Source organism: Pedobacter sp. CG_S7 (assembly GCF_040544395.1).
GTDB lineage: Bacteria > Bacteroidota > Bacteroidia > Sphingobacteriales > Sphingobacteriaceae > Pedobacter.
Window position 1 is genome coordinate 57,486 of sequence record NZ_JBEONS010000004.1, and the last position, 21,614, is coordinate 79,099.

The window sequence follows — 21,614 nt, forward strand, 5'->3', positions numbered from 1 at the left end:
TGTACTTTTAATTTTGGTTTGAAGATAAAGAAATGTCTGTAAAGATAGGAAATATAGATTTGGGAGCCTTCCCTTTATTGCTTGCACCGATGGAAGATGTGAGCGATCCACCTTTTCGTTTCGTATGCAAACAAAGTGGTGTAGATATGATGTATACGGAATTTATCTCATCAGAAGGATTGATCCGTGATGCTGCAAAAAGCCGCCAGAAACTTGATATCTTTGAGTACGAAAGGCCTATAGGCATACAGATTTTTGGGAGTGAGATTGACCATATGCGGGAAGCAACAGAAATAGCGAGCCTGGCTGGTCCGGATTTGATAGATATCAATTACGGTTGTCCGGTTAAAAATGTGGCCTGCAGAGGCGCAGGAGCAAGTTTGTTGCAAGATATCGACAAAATGGTAAAGATGACTGAAGCCGTTGTAAAAGCAACACATTTACCTGTAACCGTCAAAACTCGTTTAGGATGGGATGACCATACCAAAAACGTTGATGAAGTAGCTGAAAGGCTCCAGGATATCGGAATTCAGGCTTTAACCATCCATGGTCGCACGCGTGCACAGTTGTATAAAGGTGTGGCAGACTGGACCATGATCAAGCAAATTAAACGAAACCCAAGAATAAAAATTCCTATATTCGGAAATGGGGATATTGATAGTCCTCAAAAGGCATTAGCCTGGCGTATGGAATATGAAGTTGATGGAATCATGATTGGAAGAGCGGCTATTGGTTATCCATGGATATTCAGGGAAATTAAACACTACTTTGAAACTGGTAAAATGCTTGCTGGACCTACGGTAAAAGAAAGAGTGTCAGTTTGTAGAACACATTTTGAAAAATCATTGGCATGGAAAGGCCCAAGAGTTGGAATATTTGAAATGAGGAGGCATTATGCCAATTATTTTAAGGGATTACCAGATTTTAAAGGTTATAGAATGCTTTTAGTGAAAGAGGAAAACATAGAAGTAATCCATAGCCTGCTGGATGAAGTGGCTTATAAATATGAACACATTGAACCTTTAACTGAAATGGCTTGATTTTTGAAATCTAAAAAGTAAATTGTATTACAATGGTTACTGCAATAACACAGGATATAAAAATTTCCATAGAAACGATGTACCAGGATGATTATTCTAATCCTGGTAATGAACAGTTTATGTTCGCTTATCGCATTGAGATAGAGAATTTATCAGATTATACCATCCAGTTAAAAAGACGAAAATGGTTTATTTTTGATTCTAATGGAATAGTTAGAGAAGTGGAAGGAGAGGGTGTTGTGGGCCTTCAGCCAATCATTGAGCCTGGAAGCAGCCACTCTTATGTTTCAGGTTGTCAAATATCCACAGAAATTGGCAGCATGAAGGGCCATTATTACATGTCAAGAGTACTTGTCAATACTGAATTTACAGTTGATATTCCAGAATTTCAATTGATAGTGCCTTATAAACTGAACTAATTTATTAATTTTTACCCTTTCCAAAAAGCATAGAAGTATAATAAATTAAATTAGCGACGGCACCTAAGGCAGCAATTACATAGGTCATTGCAGCCCACCATAAAGCATCTTTTGCCTGCCTGTTTTCTTCTTTTGTATACATCACATCGGTATTGGTACTTAACCATAATAACGCTCTTTTACTAGCATCAAATTCAACAGGGAGCGTTACCAGGCTAAAAATAGTAATCAGTAGCAAGCCCAAAACCCCCATACTTAATACAAAAGGGTTTCCGGTAAAACCGATGAGCAGTATTCCTAATATCAAAACCCACTGAAGAAGGTTAGAGGATATACTAACTACCGGAACCATATTAGACCTGAATTCCAACCAATGGTATGCTCTGGAATGTTGTACGGCATGACCACATTCATGTGCCGCAACCGCCGCTGCAGCAACACTTCTGCCATGATACACATCAGTACTTAAATTTACAGTCTTATCAGCAGGATTATAATGATCAGATAACTGTCCTTCCGTGCTCATAATTTGCACGTCATAAATACCATAATCCTGAAGCATTTTTTCTGCGACCTCTTTACCTGAAAGCTTCGAACTTAATTGCATTTCTGCATATTTTGAAAACTTGTTTCTAAAACTCCACTGCACAACCATACTAATAATCAGTATGATTACCATCGCTATCAAATACATTTCCATTTTTTTTAAGGGTATGTTTTTCAAATAGACATAAACAAAAAGTGTTCCCTAATTTAACAATCAACTACAAAGGATTTAAAATTACTAGCATAGAATGATCTTATCTTTAAGCTACAATTAAAATTACTAATATATTTGATATAAATATAAATAATACTCATTTTTGATAAAAATATTAGCAAATGGAACTCCTAGCAATAATCCTTCTTCTGGTCATTTTACTAGTTCTTATCACATTGTTTCTAAAAAAACCTGTAACAATACCAGTTGATAATTTATTAGCGGTTAAGGAGCAGGAGCACCAAAAAGCAATTTCCTGGCTGCGCGAAGAAAAATCCAAAACAGAAGATGAACTAAATGATTTAAGAGCGCTTTTCTTTGAAGAAAGAAGTAAACTTATTAAAGCAGAAGAGAACCTGCGCAGCATGGTCGAAAAACAAAGTGAACAGGCTCAATATATCAACGAACTACAGTTAAAGTCAAGGTTGGAATTTGAGCAGATCGCAAATAAAATATTAGAAGAAAAGACCAGTAAATTTACTGAGCAGAACAAAATAAACCTGGATTTTATCCTTAAACCACTAAAAGAAAACATTAAAGCTTTTGAAGAAAAAGTAGATAAAGTATATCATACCGAAGCAGCCGAACGCCATACACTAAAAGGGGTCATTTCACAGTTGATGCTGCAAAGTAAACAAATACAGGAAGAGGCAGGTAACCTCAGTAAGGCTTTAAAAGGCGATAGTAAAAAACAGGGAAACTGGGGAGAAGTTATCCTCGAGCGTGTTTTAGAACGTTCAGGTTTGGTTAAAGACAGCGAATACCGTACACAAGCTTCTTTTACAGGTATTGATGGCTTGCGTTTACAACCCGATGTTATTCTGGATCTCCCAGATAATAAGCACCTGGTTATTGATGCAAAAGTTTCTTTAGTTGCTTACGAAAAACTCGTCTCTGCAGAAACAGAACTGGAACGTGAAGTACAGTTAAAACAACATATTCTTTCTATAAAAGGACATGTTCAAGGTCTTTCTGGTAAAAATTACCATGACCTATACCAAATTAACTCTCCTGATTTTGTATTGCTCTTTATCCCCATAGAATCTTCCTTTGCCCTTGCCGTTCAAAAAGATGCTGAATTGTTTAACTACGCATGGGACCGTAAAGTCGTTATCGTTAGCCCTTCAACCTTATTGGCAACTTTACGTACTATTGCAAGCTTGTGGAAGCAAGAGCGTCAAAACCGGAATGTTTTAGAAATTGCCCGGTTAAGTGGAAGCATGTATGACAAGTTCGTTGGCTTCTTAAGCGATATGGATGGCATAGGACGTAACATCAGACAAAGTCAGGATGCTTATGACAAAGCCTTAAATAAACTCTCTACAGGAGCAGGTAATTTAGCCAGTACTTCTGAAAAAATTAAAAAGCTGGGTGCAAAAACAAACAAACAAATAGATTCGAAGTTTTTAGACCCAGCGCTGGAAGAAGATGATGATTTATAATTTGAAGGCATTCCAGCCTTGTGCTTTTAATTCATGAACTACATTAGATTTTGAAATCATTTTTGCTCCTGAATTTTTATCAGTCATGTGCCCAATAACAGTAATGTCTACATCATGCTTCAACTTTTCATAATCTGCCTGTTTAATGGTAAACAATAATTCATAATCTTCACCACCATTTAAGGCACAAACTGTAGGATCCAAACCTAATTCACGTGCGGTTTCATAAGTCATCGGATCAATAGGCAATTTATCTTCATAAATTGTACAGCCTACTTCACTCTGCTCACAAATATGTAGAATCTCAGAGGCTAAACCATCAGAAATATCAATCATTGCTGTGGGTAAAAGTTCCATCTGACTTAATAGATCAACTATATCCCTTCTGCCTTCTGGTTTAAGCTGGCGTTCAATAATGTAATCTTTACCTTCCAGATCTGGTTGTATATTAGGGTTCTCTAAAAAGATCTGTTTTTCGCGTTCCAGAATTTGTAAACCAACATAAGCACCTCCTAAATCACCAGAAACACATAAAAGATCACCGTCTTTAGCCCCATTGCGATAGCATACCTCTTTTTTATCTGCAAAACCAATGCTGGTGATGCTGATGATTAAACCTTGTTTGCTGGAAGAAGTATCACCACCTACCACATCAATGTTAAATTTATTACAAGCCAGTTCTATGCCCTTATATAATTCTTCAACAGCTTCCAAAGGAAACTTACTCGAAAGACCTAAAGAAACAGTAATTTGTGTTGCAACACCATTCATAGCATAAATGTCGCTCAGATTTACCTGAACAGCTTTATAGCCTAAATGCATTAAAGGCATATAAGCCAGGTCAAAATGGATGCCTTCTAGCAATAAATCAGTGGATACCAAAACCTGCTTACCATCGAAACTCAACACTGCGGCATCGTCACCAATTCCTTTTATGCTGCTTTCATGATTGATTTTAAAATTTTCAGTCAGGTGCTTTATCAGACCAAATTCCCCAAGAAGGGCTAAATCTGTCCGTTCTTTATTCTCAAACATTTTATTATTTTAAATTAAAATTAAAAAACATTTAGTCTCCATTTTATAAGCCTAAACGAGCTGAAATCTCCAGCATTCTTTCTATTGGTTTACGGGCTTCTGCAATAACATGCACCGGAACAGTTACCTCAGGTAAACCATTTTTTAAACACAGGTATAATTTTTCCAGTGTATTTCTTTTCATATACGGACAATCGTTACAAGCACAATTGTTATTTGGTGGTGCCGGAATAAAAGTTTTTCCAGGACTCGCCTTTTCCATTTGGTGAATAATACCACTCTCAGTAGCCACAATAAATTCCTGGGCATCGCTGTTGATAGAATACTTCAACAAGCCCGTGGTAGAACCAATATAATCTGCCATCTGCAAAACTGCTTCTTCGCATTCCGGATGGGCAATAAACTTCGCATTCGGGTGTCTTTCCTTAAGCTTAGTAATTTTTTCTCTCGAAAAAATTTCATGAACCATACAGGCACCATTCCATAAAACCAGGTCACGACCAGTTTTCTTGGATACCCAGGCACCAAGATTTTTATCCGGACCAAAAATAATCTTCTGCTCTTTTGGCAGACTTTCTACAATTTGTACTGCATTGGTAGAGGTACAAACGATGTCGCTCATTGCCTTCAGCTCTGCCGTACAATTCACATAAGTGATCACCAAATGATCGGGGTATTTGGCTTTAAATATTTTGAAAAGGTGCGGCGGACAACTGTCAGCAAGCGAACAACCAGCTTTCAAATCTGGAAGTAAAACTGTTTTTTCTGGAGACAAAATTTTGGCTGTTTCGGCCATAAAATGTACTCCAGCGAATACAATCACCTTTGCTTCCGTTTTTGCTGCTTCCTGCGATAAGCCTAAACTATCGCCAATATAATCTGCTACGTCCTGAATATCAGGTTCTTGGTAGTAATGAGCTAGTATTATCGCATTTTTTTCTTTTTTTAATTTTTCAATTTCTTCAAAAAGATCGAGAGTAGGATCAATGTTTTCTTCTACAAATCCTTTGCTTTTTAATTCTTCTAAGGTATCCATTTTCAACGTTTCAATAATTAATAATTATTTAATATAAATAGATTTCTATTGTTTATTAGTGTGTTAGTAATGTTGGTAAATACAATTTATTCCTGCTGATAAATGACTTATTATGTAGTTATCCACATGGAATCTGCTTTTCATTTTAAAATATAGACTGATTTACAATGAGATGTTATAACCTTTAAAAACTTATCCATATCAATATGTTTATTTTTTGTCTAACCCTAAAAAGTTAATAAGCTATACAAAGTTGCTTAAAAATAACTGAAAATATTGTGTCAAAATCCCTTTTTACCTTAGCTTTAAACATTCTAAAATATTTGTTCTATTTATATATACAAGAAACTAACATATAAACAGTACTTGTTAACAAAATGTGGTAATTAGCTTAATTTAATGAGAAACGTCGATTTTTTAGTCATAGGCTCGGGTATTGCAGGTTTAAGCTTTGCTTTGAAAGCTGCCCGCCATGGAAAAGTTTTAATCATAACCAAGTCCAATGAGGACGAATCCAACACCAAATATGCCCAGGGTGGCGTTGCTGTAGTTGTGGATAAAGGGGATTCTTTTAGTAAACATATACACGATACTTTAATTGCTGGTGATGGGCTTTGCGATCCTGAGGTGGTGGAAATAGTTGTAACAGAGGGCCCCCAGCGTATCCAGGAGATTATAGATTACGGTATCAACTTTGATAAAAATCCAACTGGTCTATATGATCTCGCTAAGGAAGGAGGCCATTCTGAGCATCGGGTATTGCACTATAAAGACATCACTGGTTATGAAATTGAAAGTGTATTACTGCGCCAAATTCATCTCAATCCGAACATAGAGATATTAACACACTATTTCTGTCTGGAGCTAATTACCCAACATCACCTGGGTGAGTTTGTGGACAAGAGCACAAAAGTTATCCACTGTTTTGGTGTATATGCCTTTAATACAGAGCTTAACGATGTGGAAAAGATACTAGCAAAGGTGACCATTATGGCTTCTGGAGGTGCCGGGCATATCTATTCGAGTACTACAAATCCGGTTATTGCTACAGGAGACGGAATGGCAATGGTTTACCGTGCTAAAGGAAAAATGAGGAATATGGAATTTATTCAATTCCATCCTACGGCACTTTATCATCCAGGTGAGTATCCTTCTTTTTTAATTTCTGAAGCTGTAAGAGGTTTTGGAGGGGTCCTTAAAAGAAAGAATGGAGAAGAATTTATGTATGAATACGATGCCCGTGGTTCTTTAGCACCGCGTGATATTGTAGCACGAGCTATCGATGCGGAGATGAAAAAATCTGGTGAAGACTTCGTTTACTTGGATATTACGCATGGAAAAAAGGCTGACATTCTGGCGCACTTTCCCAATATTTATGCAAAGTGTTTATCTATTGGAATAGATATGACTAAAGATTTAATACCTGTTACACCGGCTGCACATTACATGTGTGGGGGTATTATGGTTGATGAATTTGGCCGTTCTACCATTAAAAATTTATATGCTTGTGGCGAATGTTCTTCTACAGGGCTGCACGGTGCTAACCGTCTAGCCTCAAATTCTTTGTTAGAAGCACCAGTTTTTGCTCACAGGATCTACCTCGATGCAATGGAACAATTTACAAAGAACATTATTCCAGATCATATTCCGGAGTGGAACTCACATGGAGTTACCCAGAGTAATGAAGATATTTTAGTTACCCATAACTTGCGTGAAATGCAGAAACTCATGAGTGATTATGTGGGCATTGTGCGTTCAGATTTTCGCTTAGACCGTGCCATGAGAAGGCTCTTTTTATTGTATGAAGAAACAGAAGAATTTTATAAAGAAAATAAAGTTTCTGTAAAACTTTGTGAACTCCGTAATGTAATTCAGGTTGCCTTCATCGTTATTAAATCTGCGATGGCCAGAAAGGAAAGCAGAGGCTTACATTATACAACTGATTATCCAACGCATGCCGCAAAATTAATTGATACAATTGTTTAAATTTAAATAAAGAATATGGCCGTCATTTTGCCCGTAAAAGGTAAATCTCCCGATTGGGGAGGAAATTGTTTTATTGCTCCAAACGCTACCATTGTTGGCGATGTAACGATGGGTAGTAACTGCTCCGTGTGGTTCAATGCCGTGATTAGAGGCGATGTAAACACCATCACTATCGGTAATGAAACCAATATTCAGGATGGTGCTGTAATACATGCTACTTATATTAAAGCGGCAACCACCATTGGTAACAGGGTTTCTGTGGGTCACAATGCTATTGTGCATGGTTGTCTGGTACAAGATAATGTACTTATTGGTATGGGTGCCATTGTAATGGACCATGCTGTTGTTGAAGAATATTGTATCATTGCTGCAGGAGCCGTAGTTTTGGAAAACACCATCTGCGAAAGTGGCTTTATTTACGCAGGTACACCAGCTAAAAAAATAAAGCCCATTACTGAACAGCAAAGGGCTTTATTAAATAAATTACCAGATAATTATATCATGTACTCTGATTGGTTCAGTTAGTTTCAGGTTCTTTTGGGATAGTAATGGTTTCATTTCTATCCCAATTAGCTTTTATCGACAACTCCTTTGGTTCATTGTAAATCTTTTCTGGTTGCAGCTTTTTTGATACGTTTCCTGTATCCCATTTACCATTTTTATTAGTGTCATAAATTATACGTACAAAATACTTTCCTGCTCTGTAATTGCTAAATTTAACGGTAGTATCCTTTCTAATCGTACTGCTGTTAATCAAGTTTTTATTCTCATCAATTACCTGTAAAAGGTATTGTTTACCTGGAGCTGAAGTAACAACTTTCAGTTGCAGCGTACCATAATTATCCCTGCCGGTTAACTCAAAATTCTTTAAAAACTCCTTATTGGTCGACTTAAAAATTCCTGTAATAGCTCCAGCAGCATACTTAATTTCATACTTTTTCTTAGCCACCCATGGGTAATTTACATAGTAGCTCAGAAAATCTACACTGTCTTTTGTTATAGTCATACCAGTTTTTGAAACAGAATCTTGCGTAATTGTAATTTTACCCAGATCTATACTTTCTACAGGTAGGTTAAAAGTTAGTTTTAAACGCTTGTTAGGGTTGAGTAAATTTCCTTCCAGGTTATCCAATGCCGTTATATTCCGCTTATAAGTATCCTTTTTGCCACGGGTAAATTTTACCGTATCCAGCGCTATTCCACTATCTAAAATGGCTATTTTTACAGAATCAAAACTCAGGTCTTTTAACCAGAGCCTGAGCGAATCATTTGTTGAATTATATTTTACCAGCTTTCCAGCATCCAAATCTTTAGGCTCAATTACTAGAAGCGAAGGTTTTTTTAATTGCTGATTCAGGTTCATAAATATACTGCCGTCATCATTAAACTTTCGGTCTACCACCCGGAATAGGGTAGCGTCTTCTTTAAAAATTTGCAGGTTAATACCAGTTAAATTTCCTGCTAAGACTAAAGGTTCCTTTATAAAAGCAACTTCATCTGTTGGCTGCCGGTAAATTTTATCACTGCTTTGTTCTTTCAACGAATATATTTTATAAGAATCTTTTTTTAGGTTATTTAATTTATAATTACCACTGCTGTCTGTTGTAGTATATATTGATGGTTTTTTCTTGCCAAATAAGGTATCCCTTGCCAGTGGAAAGATCATTACTACGGCTTCTATTTCGGGAAGGCCAGTTAATGAATTGGTAACTTTACCACTTATGCTCAAAGAATCCAATTGTGGACCAGTAGCAAAAACATAGGTAAAGTTTTTGATATAGTTAGATTCATTGATGTCGGCAATAGCCTTTCCAAAGTTCAAAGTATAAGTGGTATTTTTCTCCAGGGTATCCGGGAAAGAAATTTCTAATATTTTTTTCTTGATTTTTAAAATAGGCTGCATTTCAAACTCCGGGGATACGGAAAATTCTTTTGCCTCGTTTTCAATTTTAAAATACTCATCAAATTCTATCTCAACTTTTTTAGCCTTGAAGTTTGTTTGTAAATTTTCTGGGTTCATTTTCAAAACCTTAGGGGCGATGCTATCCCTTGGCCCGCCAGTCAATTGTCCTTGTGTTCCACAGCCATAAAACAGTGACATTCCTAAAAGTAGCATGAAAAAAACGGGGACGATGAGAAATATACCTTTTTTAGCCATTTTAATGCTTTATAATTGATTTTTTATTCGTTTTAATGATTATGTATCCGAAATTTTTATAGCCTCTTAAATCCATTTAAAACAAGCCATTAATTAAGTGCTTTAAAAATTTATTAAACTACTATAAATCAATAGTTTATAATTTATTTACTAATGTGTACCATTAAAACAGAAATATCTGAAGGGGAAACACCCGAAATACGGGAGGCCTGACCCAAGGTACGTGGTTTTATTTTTAGTAATTTCTCCCGGGCCTCTTTAGAAAGGGAAATTAGGGTTGCATAATCAAAATCTGGATTGATATCCTTGTCTTCCATTTTCTGCATTTTGTTAACGATATCCTTTTCTTTCTCGAAATAACTCTCGTATTTAATTTTAATTTCTGCCTGTTCTACGGTTTCTTTGTCAAATTGATTTAAGAGTTCATTAAAGGCAGGGCTTACCTTTCTGATATCTTCTATGCCAACCTGGGGTCTGCTTAAAATACTGAATATTTTTACGTTCTGATTTAAGGCACTGGTACCTAAATTTTCTAGCATTTCATTGGCCGCTAAACTAGCTATACCTGTTTTTTTAGTGAAGGCCACGATGGCATCAGAGTTAGCCACTTTTTGTTTAACCACCTCTAATCGTTCTTCATTTATCAATCCCAAATCGTAGGCAATAGGGGAGAGGCGGATGTCGGCATTATCTTGTCGCAATAACAAGCGGTGTTCGGCGCGCGAAGTAAACATGCGGTACGGTTCATCTGTTCCTTTCGTTACCAAATCGTCGATTAATACCCCTATATAAGACTCCGAACGCTTCATAATCAGCTCATGTTTGTCGTATACTTTCTGATGCGCATTAATTCCGGCAATAAACCCCTGACTAGCAGCTTCTTCATAGCCTGTAGTTCCATTAATTTGTCCTGCAAAGAATAGATTCGCTATTTTTTTAGTTTCAAGTGTAAGGTTTAACTGTGTAGGTGGAAAATAATCATATTCAATGGCATAACCTGGTCTGAACATTTTAGCTTTTTCAAATCCAGGAATTTGTATGAGTGCTTTATACTGTACATCTTCAGGCAAAGAAGTAGAGAAACCATTCACGTAAATTTCACAGGTATTCCATCCTTCGGGTTCAACAAAAATCTGGTGTCTTTCGCGTTCCGCAAAACGATTAATTTTATCTTCAATAGAAGGGCAGTAGCGTGGGCCAAGTCCTTTTATTCTTCCGGTAAACATCGGTGATTTTTCAAAGCCCTCTTTCAATGTTTCATGCACATTACTGTTGGTATAAGTGATCCAACAGCAGCGTTGTTCAGTTGGTCGCGCAACATCTGTATAAGAAAATCTTCCTGGGTTTTCATCTCCCCATTGTTCTTCCATTAAGGAATAATTTAATGACCTGCCATCCACGCGGGGAGGGGTACCGGTTTTCATTCTGCCAGCTTCAAATCCTAATTCCCTTAATTGTTCTGTTAAGCCCGTTGCTGCTTTTTCACCGGTACGGCCGCCACCAAATTTCTTTTCCCCAATATGTATTAACCCATTTAAGAAAGTGCCGTTGGTTAATACGACAGACTTCCCTTTAATTTCAATACCCAGGGAAGTTTTTACGCCAATAACAGTATTGTTTTTGATCAATAAGCTGCTCACCATTTCTTGCCAGAAATCTACATTAGGTGTACGCTCCAAAGCCAATCGCCATTCTTCGGCAAAACGTTTCCTATCATTCTGCGCACGCGGGCTCCACATGGCAGGACCTTTAGATAAATTCAGCATCCTAAACTGTAGGGTCGTCTTGTCCGCTATTATTCCTGAGTAGCCGCCCATGGCGTCAATCTCTCTTACAATTTGACCTTTTGCTACGCCACCCATAGCAGGGTTACAGCTCATTTGTGCAATGGTTTCCATGTTCATGGTAATCAGCAAAACAGAGGAGCCAAGGTTTGCAGCTGCCGCTGCAGCTTCACAGCCTGCATGCCCGGCACCCACTACAATCACATCGTATTCTTTAAACATTGTCTTATTATGTTTTATGTTCCACGTGAAACGAGCGTTGAGTTTTAAGCCTCAAAGGCCTTAAGGTTTCACGTGGAACGTTTACTTTTCAATTTTATTAGGTGGCATGTTTTTAAGGCAAACATCCACAGCGCAGCTAGAATAACTAATGGAATAAACTTAATCACAATAGGTGATGTTTTTTCTATTAGCTGGTTTTTTCTGATAATTCCAGCCATCTTTCCGTAACCGAGTCCAATTCCTTTTTATCGGTAGTTAAGATTTGATTTACTTCCTGCATCTTTATGTAATCAGCACTGTCAATCTTCACTAAAGAAGCAGTTAGTTCTTCCACTTTTTTCTCCAATACTGCAATTCTTGCTTCTGAATCTTCCAATTCCTTTTGTTCTTTATAAGTCAGTTTCTTGGTTGTGGAAGACACACTTTTTGAAACTTCTGCCGATTTAGGCGATTTATTTTCCTTGGTTTTTTCTGCTTCTAAACTAATTCTGTATTCAGAATAATTACCATTATAAATGTTAACGTTCCCGTCACCTTCCATAATAAACAATTGCTCGCTCATCTTATCCAATAAGTACCTGTCGTGAGAAACCAGCATCAATACACCCGGGAAGTTTTCTAAAAACTCTTCCAGCACATTTAACGTGTCAATGTCTAAATCGTTTGTAGGTTCATCCAATATTAAGAAATTTGGATTCATCATCAATACCTTCATCAGGTGTAAACGCTTCTTTTCACCACCACTTAATTTCTCCACCATCCCATGTTGTTTCTTGGGAGGGAACAAAAATAAGGTTAGCAATTGAGATGCGGAAATGGTAGAACCATCAGCCATTTTAATGTATTCGGCATCAGATTTTACAATATCTATTACCCTTTCTTTTTCATTGAAAGCTAAACCTCCTTGCTTATAATAACCGTAAATTGTTGTATCTCCAGTTCCAATAGTACCTTTTTCTGGTTGTAAGATGCCCGTTACCAGGTTTAAAAAAGTAGATTTTCCTGTACCATTTTTTCCAGCTAAACCAATCCGATCGCCTCTTTTAAAAGTATAAGAAAAATCATTGATGATTTTTTTATCGCCAAATGATTGTCCGATATGGTCCAGTTCTAAAATTTTATTTCCCTGACGCGACATCTTCATGTTTAAAGTAACGCTTTGATTGTCAGTTCTTTGTTTTGTTTTCTCATCAAGGTCGTAATAAGCGGTTATGCGCGACTGTGACTTTGTACCTCTGGCTTGTGGCATTCTTCTCATCCACTCCAATTCTTTCTTCAGCAGGTTTTTGTTTTTCTGAAATGTACTCTCATCTGATGCCTCTCTTTCTGATTTTTTTTCCAGAAAAAAAGCATAGTTGCCATTATAATTGTAGATTTTACCACGGTCTAATTCCACAATAGTGTTGCAAACGTTGTCAAGGAAGTACCTGTCGTGCGTTACCAGTAAGATCGTTTTGTTGCCCGAAGTAAGTAATTTCTCCAGCCATTCAATGGTATCAATATCCAAATGATTGGTAGGCTCATCCAAAACATAAATCTCTGGATCCTCAATTAACAGCTTAGCTAGAGCCAGGCGTTTTTTTTGTCCCCCAGATAGGGTATCAATTTTTTGTTGCAGGTGGTTAATACCCATGCGACTCAAAATTGTTTTTATTTCATGTTCATATTCCCATGCATTGTGTTCGCTCAACTCTTCGTATAAGCGGTTCAATGTTTTTTCATCGGGGTTAGGGTCTTCAATCAGTTCTTCATATTCCTTGATTAGCTGCTGCTGTTTATTTTCCAAAGAGAAAATAAAGTCAGAGATGCTGTATCCATCAGGGAAAGAAGGTTCCTGATCAAGGAAACCAATCTTTACAGATTTATTTTTCACTATTTTACCTTCCAGCGGGTTAAACCTTTCTGCCAGAAGTTTCAATAATGTACTTTTACCCGCTCCATTTATACCAACTAACGCTACGCGTTGTCCGGTTTGGATACCCAGGGTTAAATTTTTAAATAGCCATTCATCATGATAGGCATGACCCAGGCCTTCAGCTGCAATTAGTGTGCTCAAATTATACTTTTAACGGTTTGTCAGTTAAGAAATTATTACAAAAGTAAGCAATAATTTTTTTGTATAAGGATGCCAGGAGCCGGCAAAGAAAGTAACGACAAAAAAAAGACAACCTTGGCTATCTTTTTCTGCCTATAAAAGGAAAATTTGAGTGTTAATCATTCATTTGTAATCCGTTCAATATAATCAGTCTACAAATATTTATACTTGTTACTGGCCAGGCCACCATCATCAGCATTGGATTGCAGTCTGCTAATAGCCGTATTTTTATCCGCAAAACCTTCACAGTTTAAAACAGCTGTATCGCTCATTTTGGCATAATAGCTATCTATTTTCCCGGTAAGATTTATTTTTGCATCGTCACTAACATTTGTTATGAAGTGAATGGTAAAATCTTACATAGTCTACAACGTTCTGTACAAGGATTAATTCTACATTTTCTGACACCAATATTTTGTTTATGTTTTTAAGGACTGTTAGTGCTATAAATGCGTTGTTATTGTCGGCTGCCTTTGCAGCAACCCCACTTTCCATTAGTATGTTAATAAATAAACTATAACCGATAAAATTTTTCATTACATCTTTCCTGATTTCTGGTCTTAAGTTCTCTTTAATTTGATCAATTTAATTCGTAAACATTTGTAAATAAGACATTAAAGAAGTTGAAATGTTTCAGGGAGACAGGCTAAATTAGACGAGTTTCCGTGCAATGAAGACAAATGCCAGAATTTTTTCGACCAAAGCCAGTAGTTTTTTTCAAAAAGAAAGATTTGCTCAATTATTTTCGGCATGTAGAACCGTTGTATTTAAATTATCTTTGGTAGGTCCTTTGTAGGTCATTTAGACCTACAAAGGACCTACCAAAGACCTACCAAGGATAAGGAAACGACCTGCTAAATATTAGTTACCTTTACCTTCATAACTAAACGAAGGCGGTAAAGTACTTTGGTCACATGGGTTGTTCCATTCTTAACCATTTAACCTGGCAGATTGAATATATTTATTCTCTTTAGTGTAGTTTTTCACTTCTACTAAAAAAGTTTTTCTATTGCTCAACTTGATTTTGGGATGCTGAAAAAATGGAGATCTGATTACCTATAGTGACAATCCGGGAGTAAATTGATAAAATCCCATCACAAAGAATATTATTTTAATAATGTCTATTGCCTTAAATTTTTATTCGTTTAAATGCAAATTATCACTTAATAAAACGTTAATCAATACTGGGTCTCTACAATTTTAAGTTTATTTGGTTGGTACTTTATTCTCCGCCAAAAGACCGAGATATTGGTCTTCTTTTTGGGTCATCAGTGTCTTATCGGCTTTAGATTTATCTTTATAACCTAAAATGTGCAAGGTGCCATGTACCATAACGCGGCACAATTCTTCAAAAACACTACACTTAAAAGCCTTTGCATTTTCTTGGATACGTTCCATGCTAATAAATATATCACCTACAATGGTTTTGGGAGTCTCTGAGTTATCAAAAGTAATCACATCAGTATAAGTATCATGATCAAGGTATTCCTGGTTCATCTTGAGTAGGTATTCATCAGAACATAAAATAAAATTCAATTCCTCAAGCGCATATCCTTCCTTGGTAATGGTGGCCAGTAGCCAGGTTCTGATACGAGTTTTCTGTTTCAGTGTGTATTTAAGGTCTTCGTTAAAAAAGTTGACAGCTATTTTGCTCATGGGAGATTAATTGGAAATACAAATTTAGTAAATTAATTAAAAATTGTATTTTGCAGCTTCAATAGCCTTCACATGAAACTATTCTTCCCACTTTTATGCTGCCTTATTTTCTTTTCTACCACGCTAATTGCCCAAAACATTAAGTGGAACAGTAATCCTGTCATTGCTCATCGTGGTGCCTGGAAAAAGAAAAACTTGCCGGAGAATTCTATTGCTGCCTTAAAAGAGGCCATTCGTTTACACTGCTATGGTGCTGAGTTTGATGTGCATCAGACTAAAGATGGCGTGTTAGTAGTTAACCATGATGATGATTTTAAGGGAATGGTAATTGCCAACACTACTTATAACGAATTAAAGAAGTTTCCTTTATCAAATGGTGAAAGGTTACCTACACTGAAAAGTTATTTAAAAGAGGGAAAAAAGCAGGGGAAAACTAAACTCATTCTGGAAATTAAGCTAATTAAAAATCCAGCGCAGATGCGCGAAGTTACAGCAGCTGTAGTGGCTATGGTACATCAATTAAAAGCACAGCAATGGGTAGAATACATTAGTTTCAGCTATGCTGCCATGCAGCAGGTTTTAGAACTTAATTCTTCGGCAACGGTAGCCTATTTGAATGGGGATGTAACTGCCGATAAATTAAAGCAGGATGGTTTTTCTGGCGCTGATTATTAATTTACTGTTTATAAAACCAACAATTGGTTTGGTAAGGCCAAAGAATTAGGCTTAACGCTAAATGCCTGGACGGTGAACACGGCAACAGACATGCAATGGCTACTGGATAATAAGGTGGATTTTATAACTACTAATGAGCCCGAATTACTTTTTGAAGTTTTAAAAAAGGCTGATAGCAGGAAGTAAATCGTGAAAATAAAGTTTTATAACTCTACAGGAATAAAAGATGCAAAAGTTCATTTATCGTATTACGCAGTAGATAATGCATAAAAAAAGCTTCCTGATAAGATCAGGAAGCTCGTACGAATGATGATTATAATAATCTAGATTACTTTAACATTAATCGCATTCAACCCTTTTTTGCCGCTTTCTACGTCATACTCAACTTTATCGTTTTCACGAATTTCGTCGATAAGGCCTGTTGAATGTACAAAAATTTCGCTATCTCCGTTTGCAGGGATGATAAAACCAAAACCTTTAGTTACATTAAAAAATTTTACTGTTCCTTCTTGCATTGTATTATGTATTAATAATTAAGTCTGCAAGATAGGAATTATTTCGAGAATTACTATAATTGCAAATAAAAATGATAAATATTTGGTGTTGAGCCATTTGTTAACTTTACTTAATTCCTTTAACGGTCACCGTAACCTCACTTGCGTGAGGTATCCCTAATGTGGTACCCGGTTTAATCGTTAATAAATTTTGTAGATAAACGGAGATGATTCCTTCCAGAACTTTTTTCCGTACTTCATGATATTCAGGTATTTCGCCACTAAAGGTGCCGAGGTAAAGTTTTCCTTTTTTATCTACCAAAACGGTAAAAGTATAGCCAAAATCTTTATAGGCTTTTTGAATAACCATCCTGTAACTCGGGTAAAGGTAGTCGAATGCCTCAGTTTTACCGTTCAGCACATCAACTGACGATAATTTCTCTACAGAAATCATTTTATTCTTAGGTATAAACCGTACAGGTTGTCTGCCAGCAAATACACTGTCCCGAGTGGTAGGGTTGCGGTTTGCTTGATCTGATAAGCCCCTAATGAAAGTAGTATCTTTTGCTGTTGGTCGTTGTAATTTTGCTGCAGTTGTTTTTAAGGTGTTTTTTATGTAGTCCTGTGCATAATAGGTAAGGTTTACATCTGAACGGATGTCTTTTGCAATTTCCTTTTTACTCACAAATAAACGCTGCATGACCACGCTGTCTTTCGAAATACTTTTTATTCGGAACCATTCTTTAGCAAAATTATAGACATCACCATGATCGTAATGCAGATGAAAACCCTGCATGGCCTTTTTCTGTGGACTATAAGCCCTAATGGAATCATTTGATACGAATTGAATGATCCAGCTAGGTTCTTGCTGGAAACCAAGGGAATCGAAGGATAAGCCGTTAGAGAACCTGCGTTTTACTTCCTGGTATTTAATTCCTTTAATGGTTTCGAAAGAAAGCCGTGTTTTAGAAGTTGTTATTTTTGTTTTTACTGGAGCATCAGAAGAGGTGCAGCTGTAAAGTAGAAAAAGCAGGCTAAGGAAAATATATATTAAATTTTTTTTAAGCATGTACTGGTGTTTGTGGCAAATATAAACTACTAAATCCGTCTTTTTAAAATCAGGATTTTGTAAATCAGTTTATCATCGCGAATAAGTTGTATGATAACTCTTTTACCATCGCCTGCTTTCAATATCAAATCGATCTCATCAAGGGTATATTCGTTTATAGGTTTGAAGTTTATGGAAACCAATTGATCGTTGGGTAAAATACCGACTTTTTCTGCTGGTGAATCTTGCTCAATGCGGCCCACTAAGTAATGTTTTTTGTCCACATCCTGTATATAGACTTCCATTCCCGACATGTCGTGCTCGAATGTCATTCGTGAAAAGGAATTAGGCTTCAGGAATATTGACCTGTTGGTATAATCTATAGTCAGGTCGAAATGTTTAAGCAGGTCGCTGCCCAAGTTTCCATTACGCACTGTTACGCCTGTTTTTGCCCCTGCCTGTGAAAACTCAGGAAAAGAGGAAAGCACTTGTTTAAAACTGAAGCTGCCAATTTCAACACGGTTTAAACGGCCAATATTGCCACTTATTAAACCGGCAAAGCCAACCCCCAGGTTGGCAGGTATCGTTTTCTCAGGCAAAGGAAATGGGCCTCCTTTAAATGATTCTAACGATATGGCATGGCTCGCACCAAGATCTACAACCATTTTTACTGCTGTTTTTTCGATGCCAGTTTCACTGATAAATAGCTGTATGAATGGTTTATTATTGATGATTTCTATTGGAATTTTTTCTCCTTTCTTTTTTAACCTGACCTCCGGAATGGTGAAAACTATCTTTTTGGCAGGATATTTTATTTGTACGGTAAAACTGTTAAAGAAATAATAGCCTATGAGGCCATAAATCCGGATCCCAACATAGTTAGATAAATTAAAGATGTCTTCCTTTAAGATAGCCGTAGGCATATTATTGATGGTGGCATGCCCCAAACGGACAAAAATTATATCGGTTAAATAAGCCTCCAGATCATTTCCTTCGCCCAGACCAACCAGTTTGGTAGTTCTCAGCCCTTTTAAACTCACACTGTCGATAATACTGTGGTCTGTGATGATTAGCGGACTCACTCCTGTATCTAAAATGAAATTGTATGGCCCTTTTCCATTAATGTAAAGTGGTACAATGATTAGGTTTTTTAATAGTATAAAATTGAGGCTCTCCTTTTTTCGCTTACCATCAAACACGAAGTTTTGGCCATAACTGTAATGCACAGGCCATAGTTGCATAATGGATAATACGAATACCATCCGGATAGAAAATATTTTTATGCGCCGTAAAATGGATTTCATGAACTAATTTAATAAATTAGGCACAGATTACCATAAGTATAAATTTTAGCATGCGTTTTAATCAGTTTCCCAGTGTTTATATAGTTTTTCTTCTCTTTTTAACCTTAATTTTACAGGCTTGCTCTGTGCACCAACGTATTGCTAAACAGTTGGATAAGACATTTGAAAAGTCGGCTGTGGTTAGTCAATATCCTGTTGGCTTTGCTTTGTACGACCTGGAAGCTGGTAAAATGGTTTATGAAAAGAATTCCGACAAATATTTTGTGCCCGCATCTAATACCAAGCTTTTTACTTTTTATGCTGGTTTAAAGATGATTCCCGATTCTATACCTTCTTTAAGGTACGTAATAAAAGGTGACTCCTTGATTTTTTGGGGAACCGGAGACCCTTCTTTTTTACAAACACAGTTGAAGGGTACAAAAGCACTTGAATTTTTAAAAAACAGTAAACAGCAATTGTTCTTTGCCGCTGGCCGTTATAAAGGTGATTCCTTTGGTTATGGATGGGCATGGGACGATTATAATGATTATTACCAAGCGGAAATTAATGAGTTGCCAATCATGGATAATTTAGTGACCGTGAAAGCTGAGAATGGTGGGTTGAGGATTATACCTGCGCTCTTTGAAAATTGTTTTATACTGGACAGCACTATAAAAACGGGAAATTTTAAAGTGAAAAGGAATTTTGACAGCAATTTATTTCTTTATCCGCGGGTACCGGTAGGCAACAGCTTCAGACAGGAGCTGCCTTATAAAATTAATACCGTAACTACCTTGAATTTATTGAATGATACCTTGCACAAAAAGGTTGAGCTGGTGCAAATGGCTATGCCTGTAAATGCTAAAACCATTCATAATTTGAAAACAGATAGTGTTTTAAAGCTGATGATGCTACCTAGCGATAATTTTATTGCAGAGCAACTGTTGCTCGTTTATGCTAACCAGCTTTCTGCAGAACTAAATAGCCAAACCGCTATTGCCCATATTGAGAAAACCTATTTATCGGCCCTGCCGGATAAGCCTGTTTGGGTGGATGGTTCTGGCTTATCAAGAAATAATTTATTTACTCCCAGAGATATAGTGATCTTGCTGCGCTTGATTTATGAGGAGGTCAATGATCAAAAAAGGTTATTTTCAATGCTGCCTGCAGGTGGTAAAAGTGGCACACTTAAAAATGCTTACCCTGCTACGGATACGCCTTTTGTTTATGGTAAAACAGGAACTTTATCTAATGTACACAACCAAAGTGGTTATGTACTGACTAAAAAAGGCAAAATTTATATTTATTCTTTCCTGAACAATAACTTTGTATTGCCAACGGCAACAGTAAGAAAAGAAATGGGAAGAATTGTGACACAAATACATGAACGCTATTAAATTTAACAAACTTTCTGGGGCTTTAGGGTCTAGAATTCATCAGAAATCCAATTCTTACTTATATTTTGGTGGTACAGCTTACTTGGGTATTCCACAAAATGAACATTTTTTACATCTTTATGCAACCGGGGTTAAAACCTTCGGATTAAATAATGGTACCAGCAGAAGCAACAATGTGCAGTTGGGTATTTATGATGAGGCAGAGGCTGTTGCTGCACAGCGGTATGGTGCCGAGGCAGCTTTAATTACCTCCAGTGGTTATTTGGCCGCTCAGCTAACGGTACAACATTTTGCTGATTGGGGTCAGGTATTATATGCCCCTCATACGCATCCTGCTTTATGGATAGCTGGCGATCCTGGTATTAAAGGCTCTTTTGGTTTTTGGAGCCGCCACGTTGTCGAGCTCATTAACCAAAGTAAATCGACACGTTGGGTGTTGATCAGTAATTCTATCAATAACCTATTTCCGGAAGAGTATGATTTTTCTTTCATTGAAAACATAGCGCCAGGAAAAGACGTTTTGCTAATTGTTGATGATTCGCATGGTATTGGTGTTTTATCAAACGGCATGGGTTGTTTGCCTAAATTGCCAAAACTATCCTTTTTAAAGATTGTTGTGGTCGCCTCTATGGCAAAAGCCCTGGGTGTGGATGCTGGCTTGATTTTAAGTTCCGCAGCATTGATTGGGCAACTTAAGAAAACATTTGTATATGCTGGAGCCTCTCCACCTGCTGCTGCCGGTTTATATGCATTTATGCATGCTGAAGAAATTTATAAGGAAGAATTGGCAAAACTTTTGGTTCTTTGTGATTATTTTTCAGTAGGATTAGGTGCTGAAAAAGCTGCATTTGCGGCTATGGAAGGATTCCCCGTGTATTTAAGTGAGGATCAGCATTTAGCCTCCACTTTATTGGAAAATCAGGTTTTGATTTCTTCATTTGCTTATCCTGATCAGGCTGGTGACTTGTTAAACAGAATTGTTTTGAGCAGCTGGCATCAGAAGGAGGATTTAGCTATTTTACTGAAATTGATTCCCTGTTCTCTTTAAAGCGATTAACTTTGTCTGCTTATATTCTCATGTTAT

18 protein-coding genes and 1 pseudogene are annotated in these 21,614 nt (G+C 36.9%); 8 read left to right on the top strand and 11 right to left on the bottom strand.

Annotation, left to right across the window (positions count from 1 at the left end):
- The first annotated feature begins 32 nt into the window (after positions 1-32).
- Entirely contained in the window at positions 33-1,040 is a 1,008-nt protein-coding gene (gene dusB / locus AAKU52_RS04040) for a tRNA dihydrouridine synthase DusB (protein WP_354330493.1), read from the top strand.
- 32 nt (positions 1,041-1,072) lie between these two features.
- Entirely contained in the window at positions 1,073-1,459 is a 387-nt protein-coding gene (gene apaG / locus AAKU52_RS04045; RefSeq protein ID WP_354330495.1) for a Co2+/Mg2+ efflux facilitator ApaG/CorD, read from the top strand.
- A 4-nt stretch (positions 1,460-1,463) separates the two neighbouring features.
- Here apaG and AAKU52_RS04050 read toward each other — a convergent pair whose 3' ends face one another.
- Entirely contained in the window at positions 1,464-2,153 is a 690-nt protein-coding gene (locus AAKU52_RS04050) for a zinc metallopeptidase (protein ID WP_502931014.1), read from the bottom strand.
- 188 nt (positions 2,154-2,341) lie between these two features.
- Between AAKU52_RS04050 and AAKU52_RS04055 the strand changes: the two genes are divergently transcribed.
- On the top strand, positions 2,342-3,661 hold the full coding sequence (locus AAKU52_RS04055; protein ID WP_354330499.1) for a DNA recombination protein RmuC: 1,320 nt from the start codon (positions 2,342-2,344) through the stop codon (positions 3,659-3,661).
- On the opposite strand, the gene thiL is transcribed toward AAKU52_RS04055, so the two are convergent.
- Positions 3,656-4,696 carry a thiamine-phosphate kinase gene (thiL, locus tag AAKU52_RS04060; protein WP_354330502.1) on the bottom strand — a complete coding sequence of 347 codons (1,041 nt, stop codon included), beginning with the start codon at positions 4,694-4,696 and terminating at the stop codon, positions 3,656-3,658. The two genes, AAKU52_RS04055 and thiL, sit on opposite strands and share 6 nt — an antisense overlap.
- Before the next feature lie 43 nt (positions 4,697-4,739).
- Entirely contained in the window at positions 4,740-5,732 is a 993-nt protein-coding gene (gene nadA / locus AAKU52_RS04065) for a quinolinate synthase NadA (protein ID WP_354330504.1), read from the bottom strand.
- A gap of 399 nt (positions 5,733-6,131) precedes the next feature.
- Between nadA and nadB the strand changes: the two genes are divergently transcribed.
- Both nadB and AAKU52_RS04075 read left to right on the top strand, forming a co-directional pair.
- Entirely contained in the window at positions 6,132-7,718 is a 1,587-nt protein-coding gene (nadB, locus tag AAKU52_RS04070; RefSeq protein ID WP_354330506.1) for an L-aspartate oxidase, read from the top strand.
- A gap of 15 nt (positions 7,719-7,733) precedes the next feature.
- Positions 7,734-8,243 carry a gamma carbonic anhydrase family protein gene (locus AAKU52_RS04075; protein ID WP_354330508.1) on the top strand — a complete coding sequence of 170 codons (510 nt, stop codon included), beginning with the start codon at positions 7,734-7,736 and terminating at the stop codon, positions 8,241-8,243.
- On the opposite strand, the gene AAKU52_RS04080 is transcribed toward AAKU52_RS04075, so the two are convergent.
- The 5 genes from AAKU52_RS04080 to ybeY form a co-directional block, all read right to left on the bottom strand.
- Positions 8,236-9,876 (bottom strand): Ig-like domain-containing protein, encoded by a 1,641-nt coding sequence (locus AAKU52_RS04080; RefSeq protein ID WP_354330510.1) that lies wholly within the window; start codon positions 9,874-9,876, stop codon positions 8,236-8,238. The genes AAKU52_RS04075 and AAKU52_RS04080 overlap by 8 nt on opposite strands.
- Positions 9,877-10,019: 143 nt before the next feature.
- Positions 10,020-11,882 carry a tRNA uridine-5-carboxymethylaminomethyl(34) synthesis enzyme MnmG gene (mnmG, locus tag AAKU52_RS04085; protein ID WP_354330512.1) on the bottom strand — a complete coding sequence of 621 codons (1,863 nt, stop codon included), beginning with the start codon at positions 11,880-11,882 and terminating at the stop codon, positions 10,020-10,022.
- Positions 11,883-12,069: 187 nt separating this feature from the next.
- The gene (locus AAKU52_RS04090; protein WP_354330515.1) at positions 12,070-13,938 is read right to left on the bottom strand and encodes an ABC-F family ATP-binding cassette domain-containing protein; all 1,869 of its coding nucleotides are present in this window, start codon (positions 13,936-13,938) and stop codon (positions 12,070-12,072) included.
- A gap of 969 nt (positions 13,939-14,907) precedes the next feature.
- Positions 14,908-15,030 (bottom strand): glycoside hydrolase domain-containing protein, encoded by a 123-nt coding sequence (locus AAKU52_RS04095; RefSeq protein ID WP_354330734.1) that lies wholly within the window; start codon positions 15,028-15,030, stop codon positions 14,908-14,910.
- 153 nt (positions 15,031-15,183) lie between these two features.
- Positions 15,184-15,633 (bottom strand): rRNA maturation RNase YbeY, encoded by a 450-nt coding sequence (ybeY, locus tag AAKU52_RS04100; RefSeq protein ID WP_354330517.1) that lies wholly within the window; start codon positions 15,631-15,633, stop codon positions 15,184-15,186.
- A 72-nt stretch (positions 15,634-15,705) separates the two neighbouring features.
- Here ybeY and AAKU52_RS04105 point away from each other — a divergent pair.
- Positions 15,706-16,494 (top strand): annotated as a pseudogene (locus AAKU52_RS04105) (glycerophosphodiester phosphodiesterase).
- A gap of 137 nt (positions 16,495-16,631) precedes the next feature.
- Here the strand turns inward: AAKU52_RS04105 and AAKU52_RS04110 are convergent.
- The 3 genes from AAKU52_RS04110 to AAKU52_RS04120 form a co-directional block, all read right to left on the bottom strand.
- Complete coding sequence (locus AAKU52_RS04110) at positions 16,632-16,823, bottom strand: cold-shock protein (RefSeq protein WP_008241764.1); 192 nt, start codon at positions 16,821-16,823, stop codon at positions 16,632-16,634.
- 106 nt (positions 16,824-16,929) lie between these two features.
- On the bottom strand, positions 16,930-17,871 hold the full coding sequence (locus tag AAKU52_RS04115) for a hypothetical protein (RefSeq protein ID WP_354330521.1): 942 nt from the start codon (positions 17,869-17,871) through the stop codon (positions 16,930-16,932).
- A gap of 29 nt (positions 17,872-17,900) precedes the next feature.
- The gene (locus AAKU52_RS04120; RefSeq protein ID WP_354330523.1) at positions 17,901-19,154 is read right to left on the bottom strand and encodes an aspartyl protease family protein; all 1,254 of its coding nucleotides are present in this window, start codon (positions 19,152-19,154) and stop codon (positions 17,901-17,903) included.
- Positions 19,155-19,303: 149 nt separating this feature from the next.
- Here AAKU52_RS04120 and AAKU52_RS04125 point away from each other — a divergent pair, with 149 nt between their 5' ends.
- Both AAKU52_RS04125 and AAKU52_RS04130 read left to right on the top strand, forming a co-directional pair.
- Positions 19,304-20,530: a D-alanyl-D-alanine carboxypeptidase/D-alanyl-D-alanine-endopeptidase gene (locus tag AAKU52_RS04125; protein ID WP_354330525.1), complete on the top strand. Its 1,227-nt coding sequence runs from the start codon at positions 19,304-19,306 to the stop codon at positions 20,528-20,530.
- Positions 20,517-21,578: an aminotransferase class I/II-fold pyridoxal phosphate-dependent enzyme gene (locus tag AAKU52_RS04130; RefSeq protein ID WP_354330527.1), complete on the top strand. Its 1,062-nt coding sequence runs from the start codon at positions 20,517-20,519 to the stop codon at positions 21,576-21,578. The genes AAKU52_RS04125 and AAKU52_RS04130 overlap by 14 nt, the downstream gene beginning before the upstream one ends.
- Positions 21,579-21,614: the final 36 nt, after the last annotated feature.

What these genes read in the sequence shown, in the direction of transcription:
- dusB (WP_354330493.1), top strand. Translation starts at nt 33, where the DNA reads ATGTCTGTAAAGATAGGAAATATAGATTTGGGAGCCTTCCCTTTATTG.
- apaG (WP_354330495.1), top strand. Translation starts at nt 1,073, where the DNA reads ATGGTTACTGCAATAACACAGGATATAAAAATTTCCATAGAAACGATG.
- AAKU52_RS04050 (WP_502931014.1), bottom strand. Translation starts at nt 2,153, where the DNA reads ATGTATTTGATAGCGATGGTAATCATACTGATTATTAGTATGGTTGTG.
- AAKU52_RS04055 (WP_354330499.1), top strand. Translation starts at nt 2,342, where the DNA reads ATGGAACTCCTAGCAATAATCCTTCTTCTGGTCATTTTACTAGTTCTT.
- thiL (WP_354330502.1), bottom strand. Translation starts at nt 4,696, where the DNA reads ATGTTTGAGAATAAAGAACGGACAGATTTAGCCCTTCTTGGGGAATTT.
- nadA (WP_354330504.1), bottom strand. Translation starts at nt 5,732, where the DNA reads ATGGATACCTTAGAAGAATTAAAAAGCAAAGGATTTGTAGAAGAAAAC.
- nadB (WP_354330506.1), top strand. Translation starts at nt 6,132, where the DNA reads ATGAGAAACGTCGATTTTTTAGTCATAGGCTCGGGTATTGCAGGTTTA.
- AAKU52_RS04075 (WP_354330508.1), top strand. Translation starts at nt 7,734, where the DNA reads ATGGCCGTCATTTTGCCCGTAAAAGGTAAATCTCCCGATTGGGGAGGA.
- AAKU52_RS04080 (WP_354330510.1), bottom strand. Translation starts at nt 9,876, where the DNA reads ATGGCTAAAAAAGGTATATTTCTCATCGTCCCCGTTTTTTTCATGCTA.
- mnmG (WP_354330512.1), bottom strand. Translation starts at nt 11,882, where the DNA reads ATGTTTAAAGAATACGATGTGATTGTAGTGGGTGCCGGGCATGCAGGC.
- ybeY (WP_354330517.1), bottom strand. Translation starts at nt 15,633, where the DNA reads ATGAGCAAAATAGCTGTCAACTTTTTTAACGAAGACCTTAAATACACA.
- AAKU52_RS04110 (WP_008241764.1), bottom strand. Translation starts at nt 16,823, where the DNA reads ATGCAAGAAGGAACAGTAAAATTTTTTAATGTAACTAAAGGTTTTGGT.
- AAKU52_RS04115 (WP_354330521.1), bottom strand. Translation starts at nt 17,871, where the DNA reads ATGCTTAAAAAAAATTTAATATATATTTTCCTTAGCCTGCTTTTTCTA.
- AAKU52_RS04120 (WP_354330523.1), bottom strand. Translation starts at nt 19,154, where the DNA reads ATGAAATCCATTTTACGGCGCATAAAAATATTTTCTATCCGGATGGTA.
- AAKU52_RS04130 (WP_354330527.1), top strand. Translation starts at nt 20,517, where the DNA reads ATGAACGCTATTAAATTTAACAAACTTTCTGGGGCTTTAGGGTCTAGA.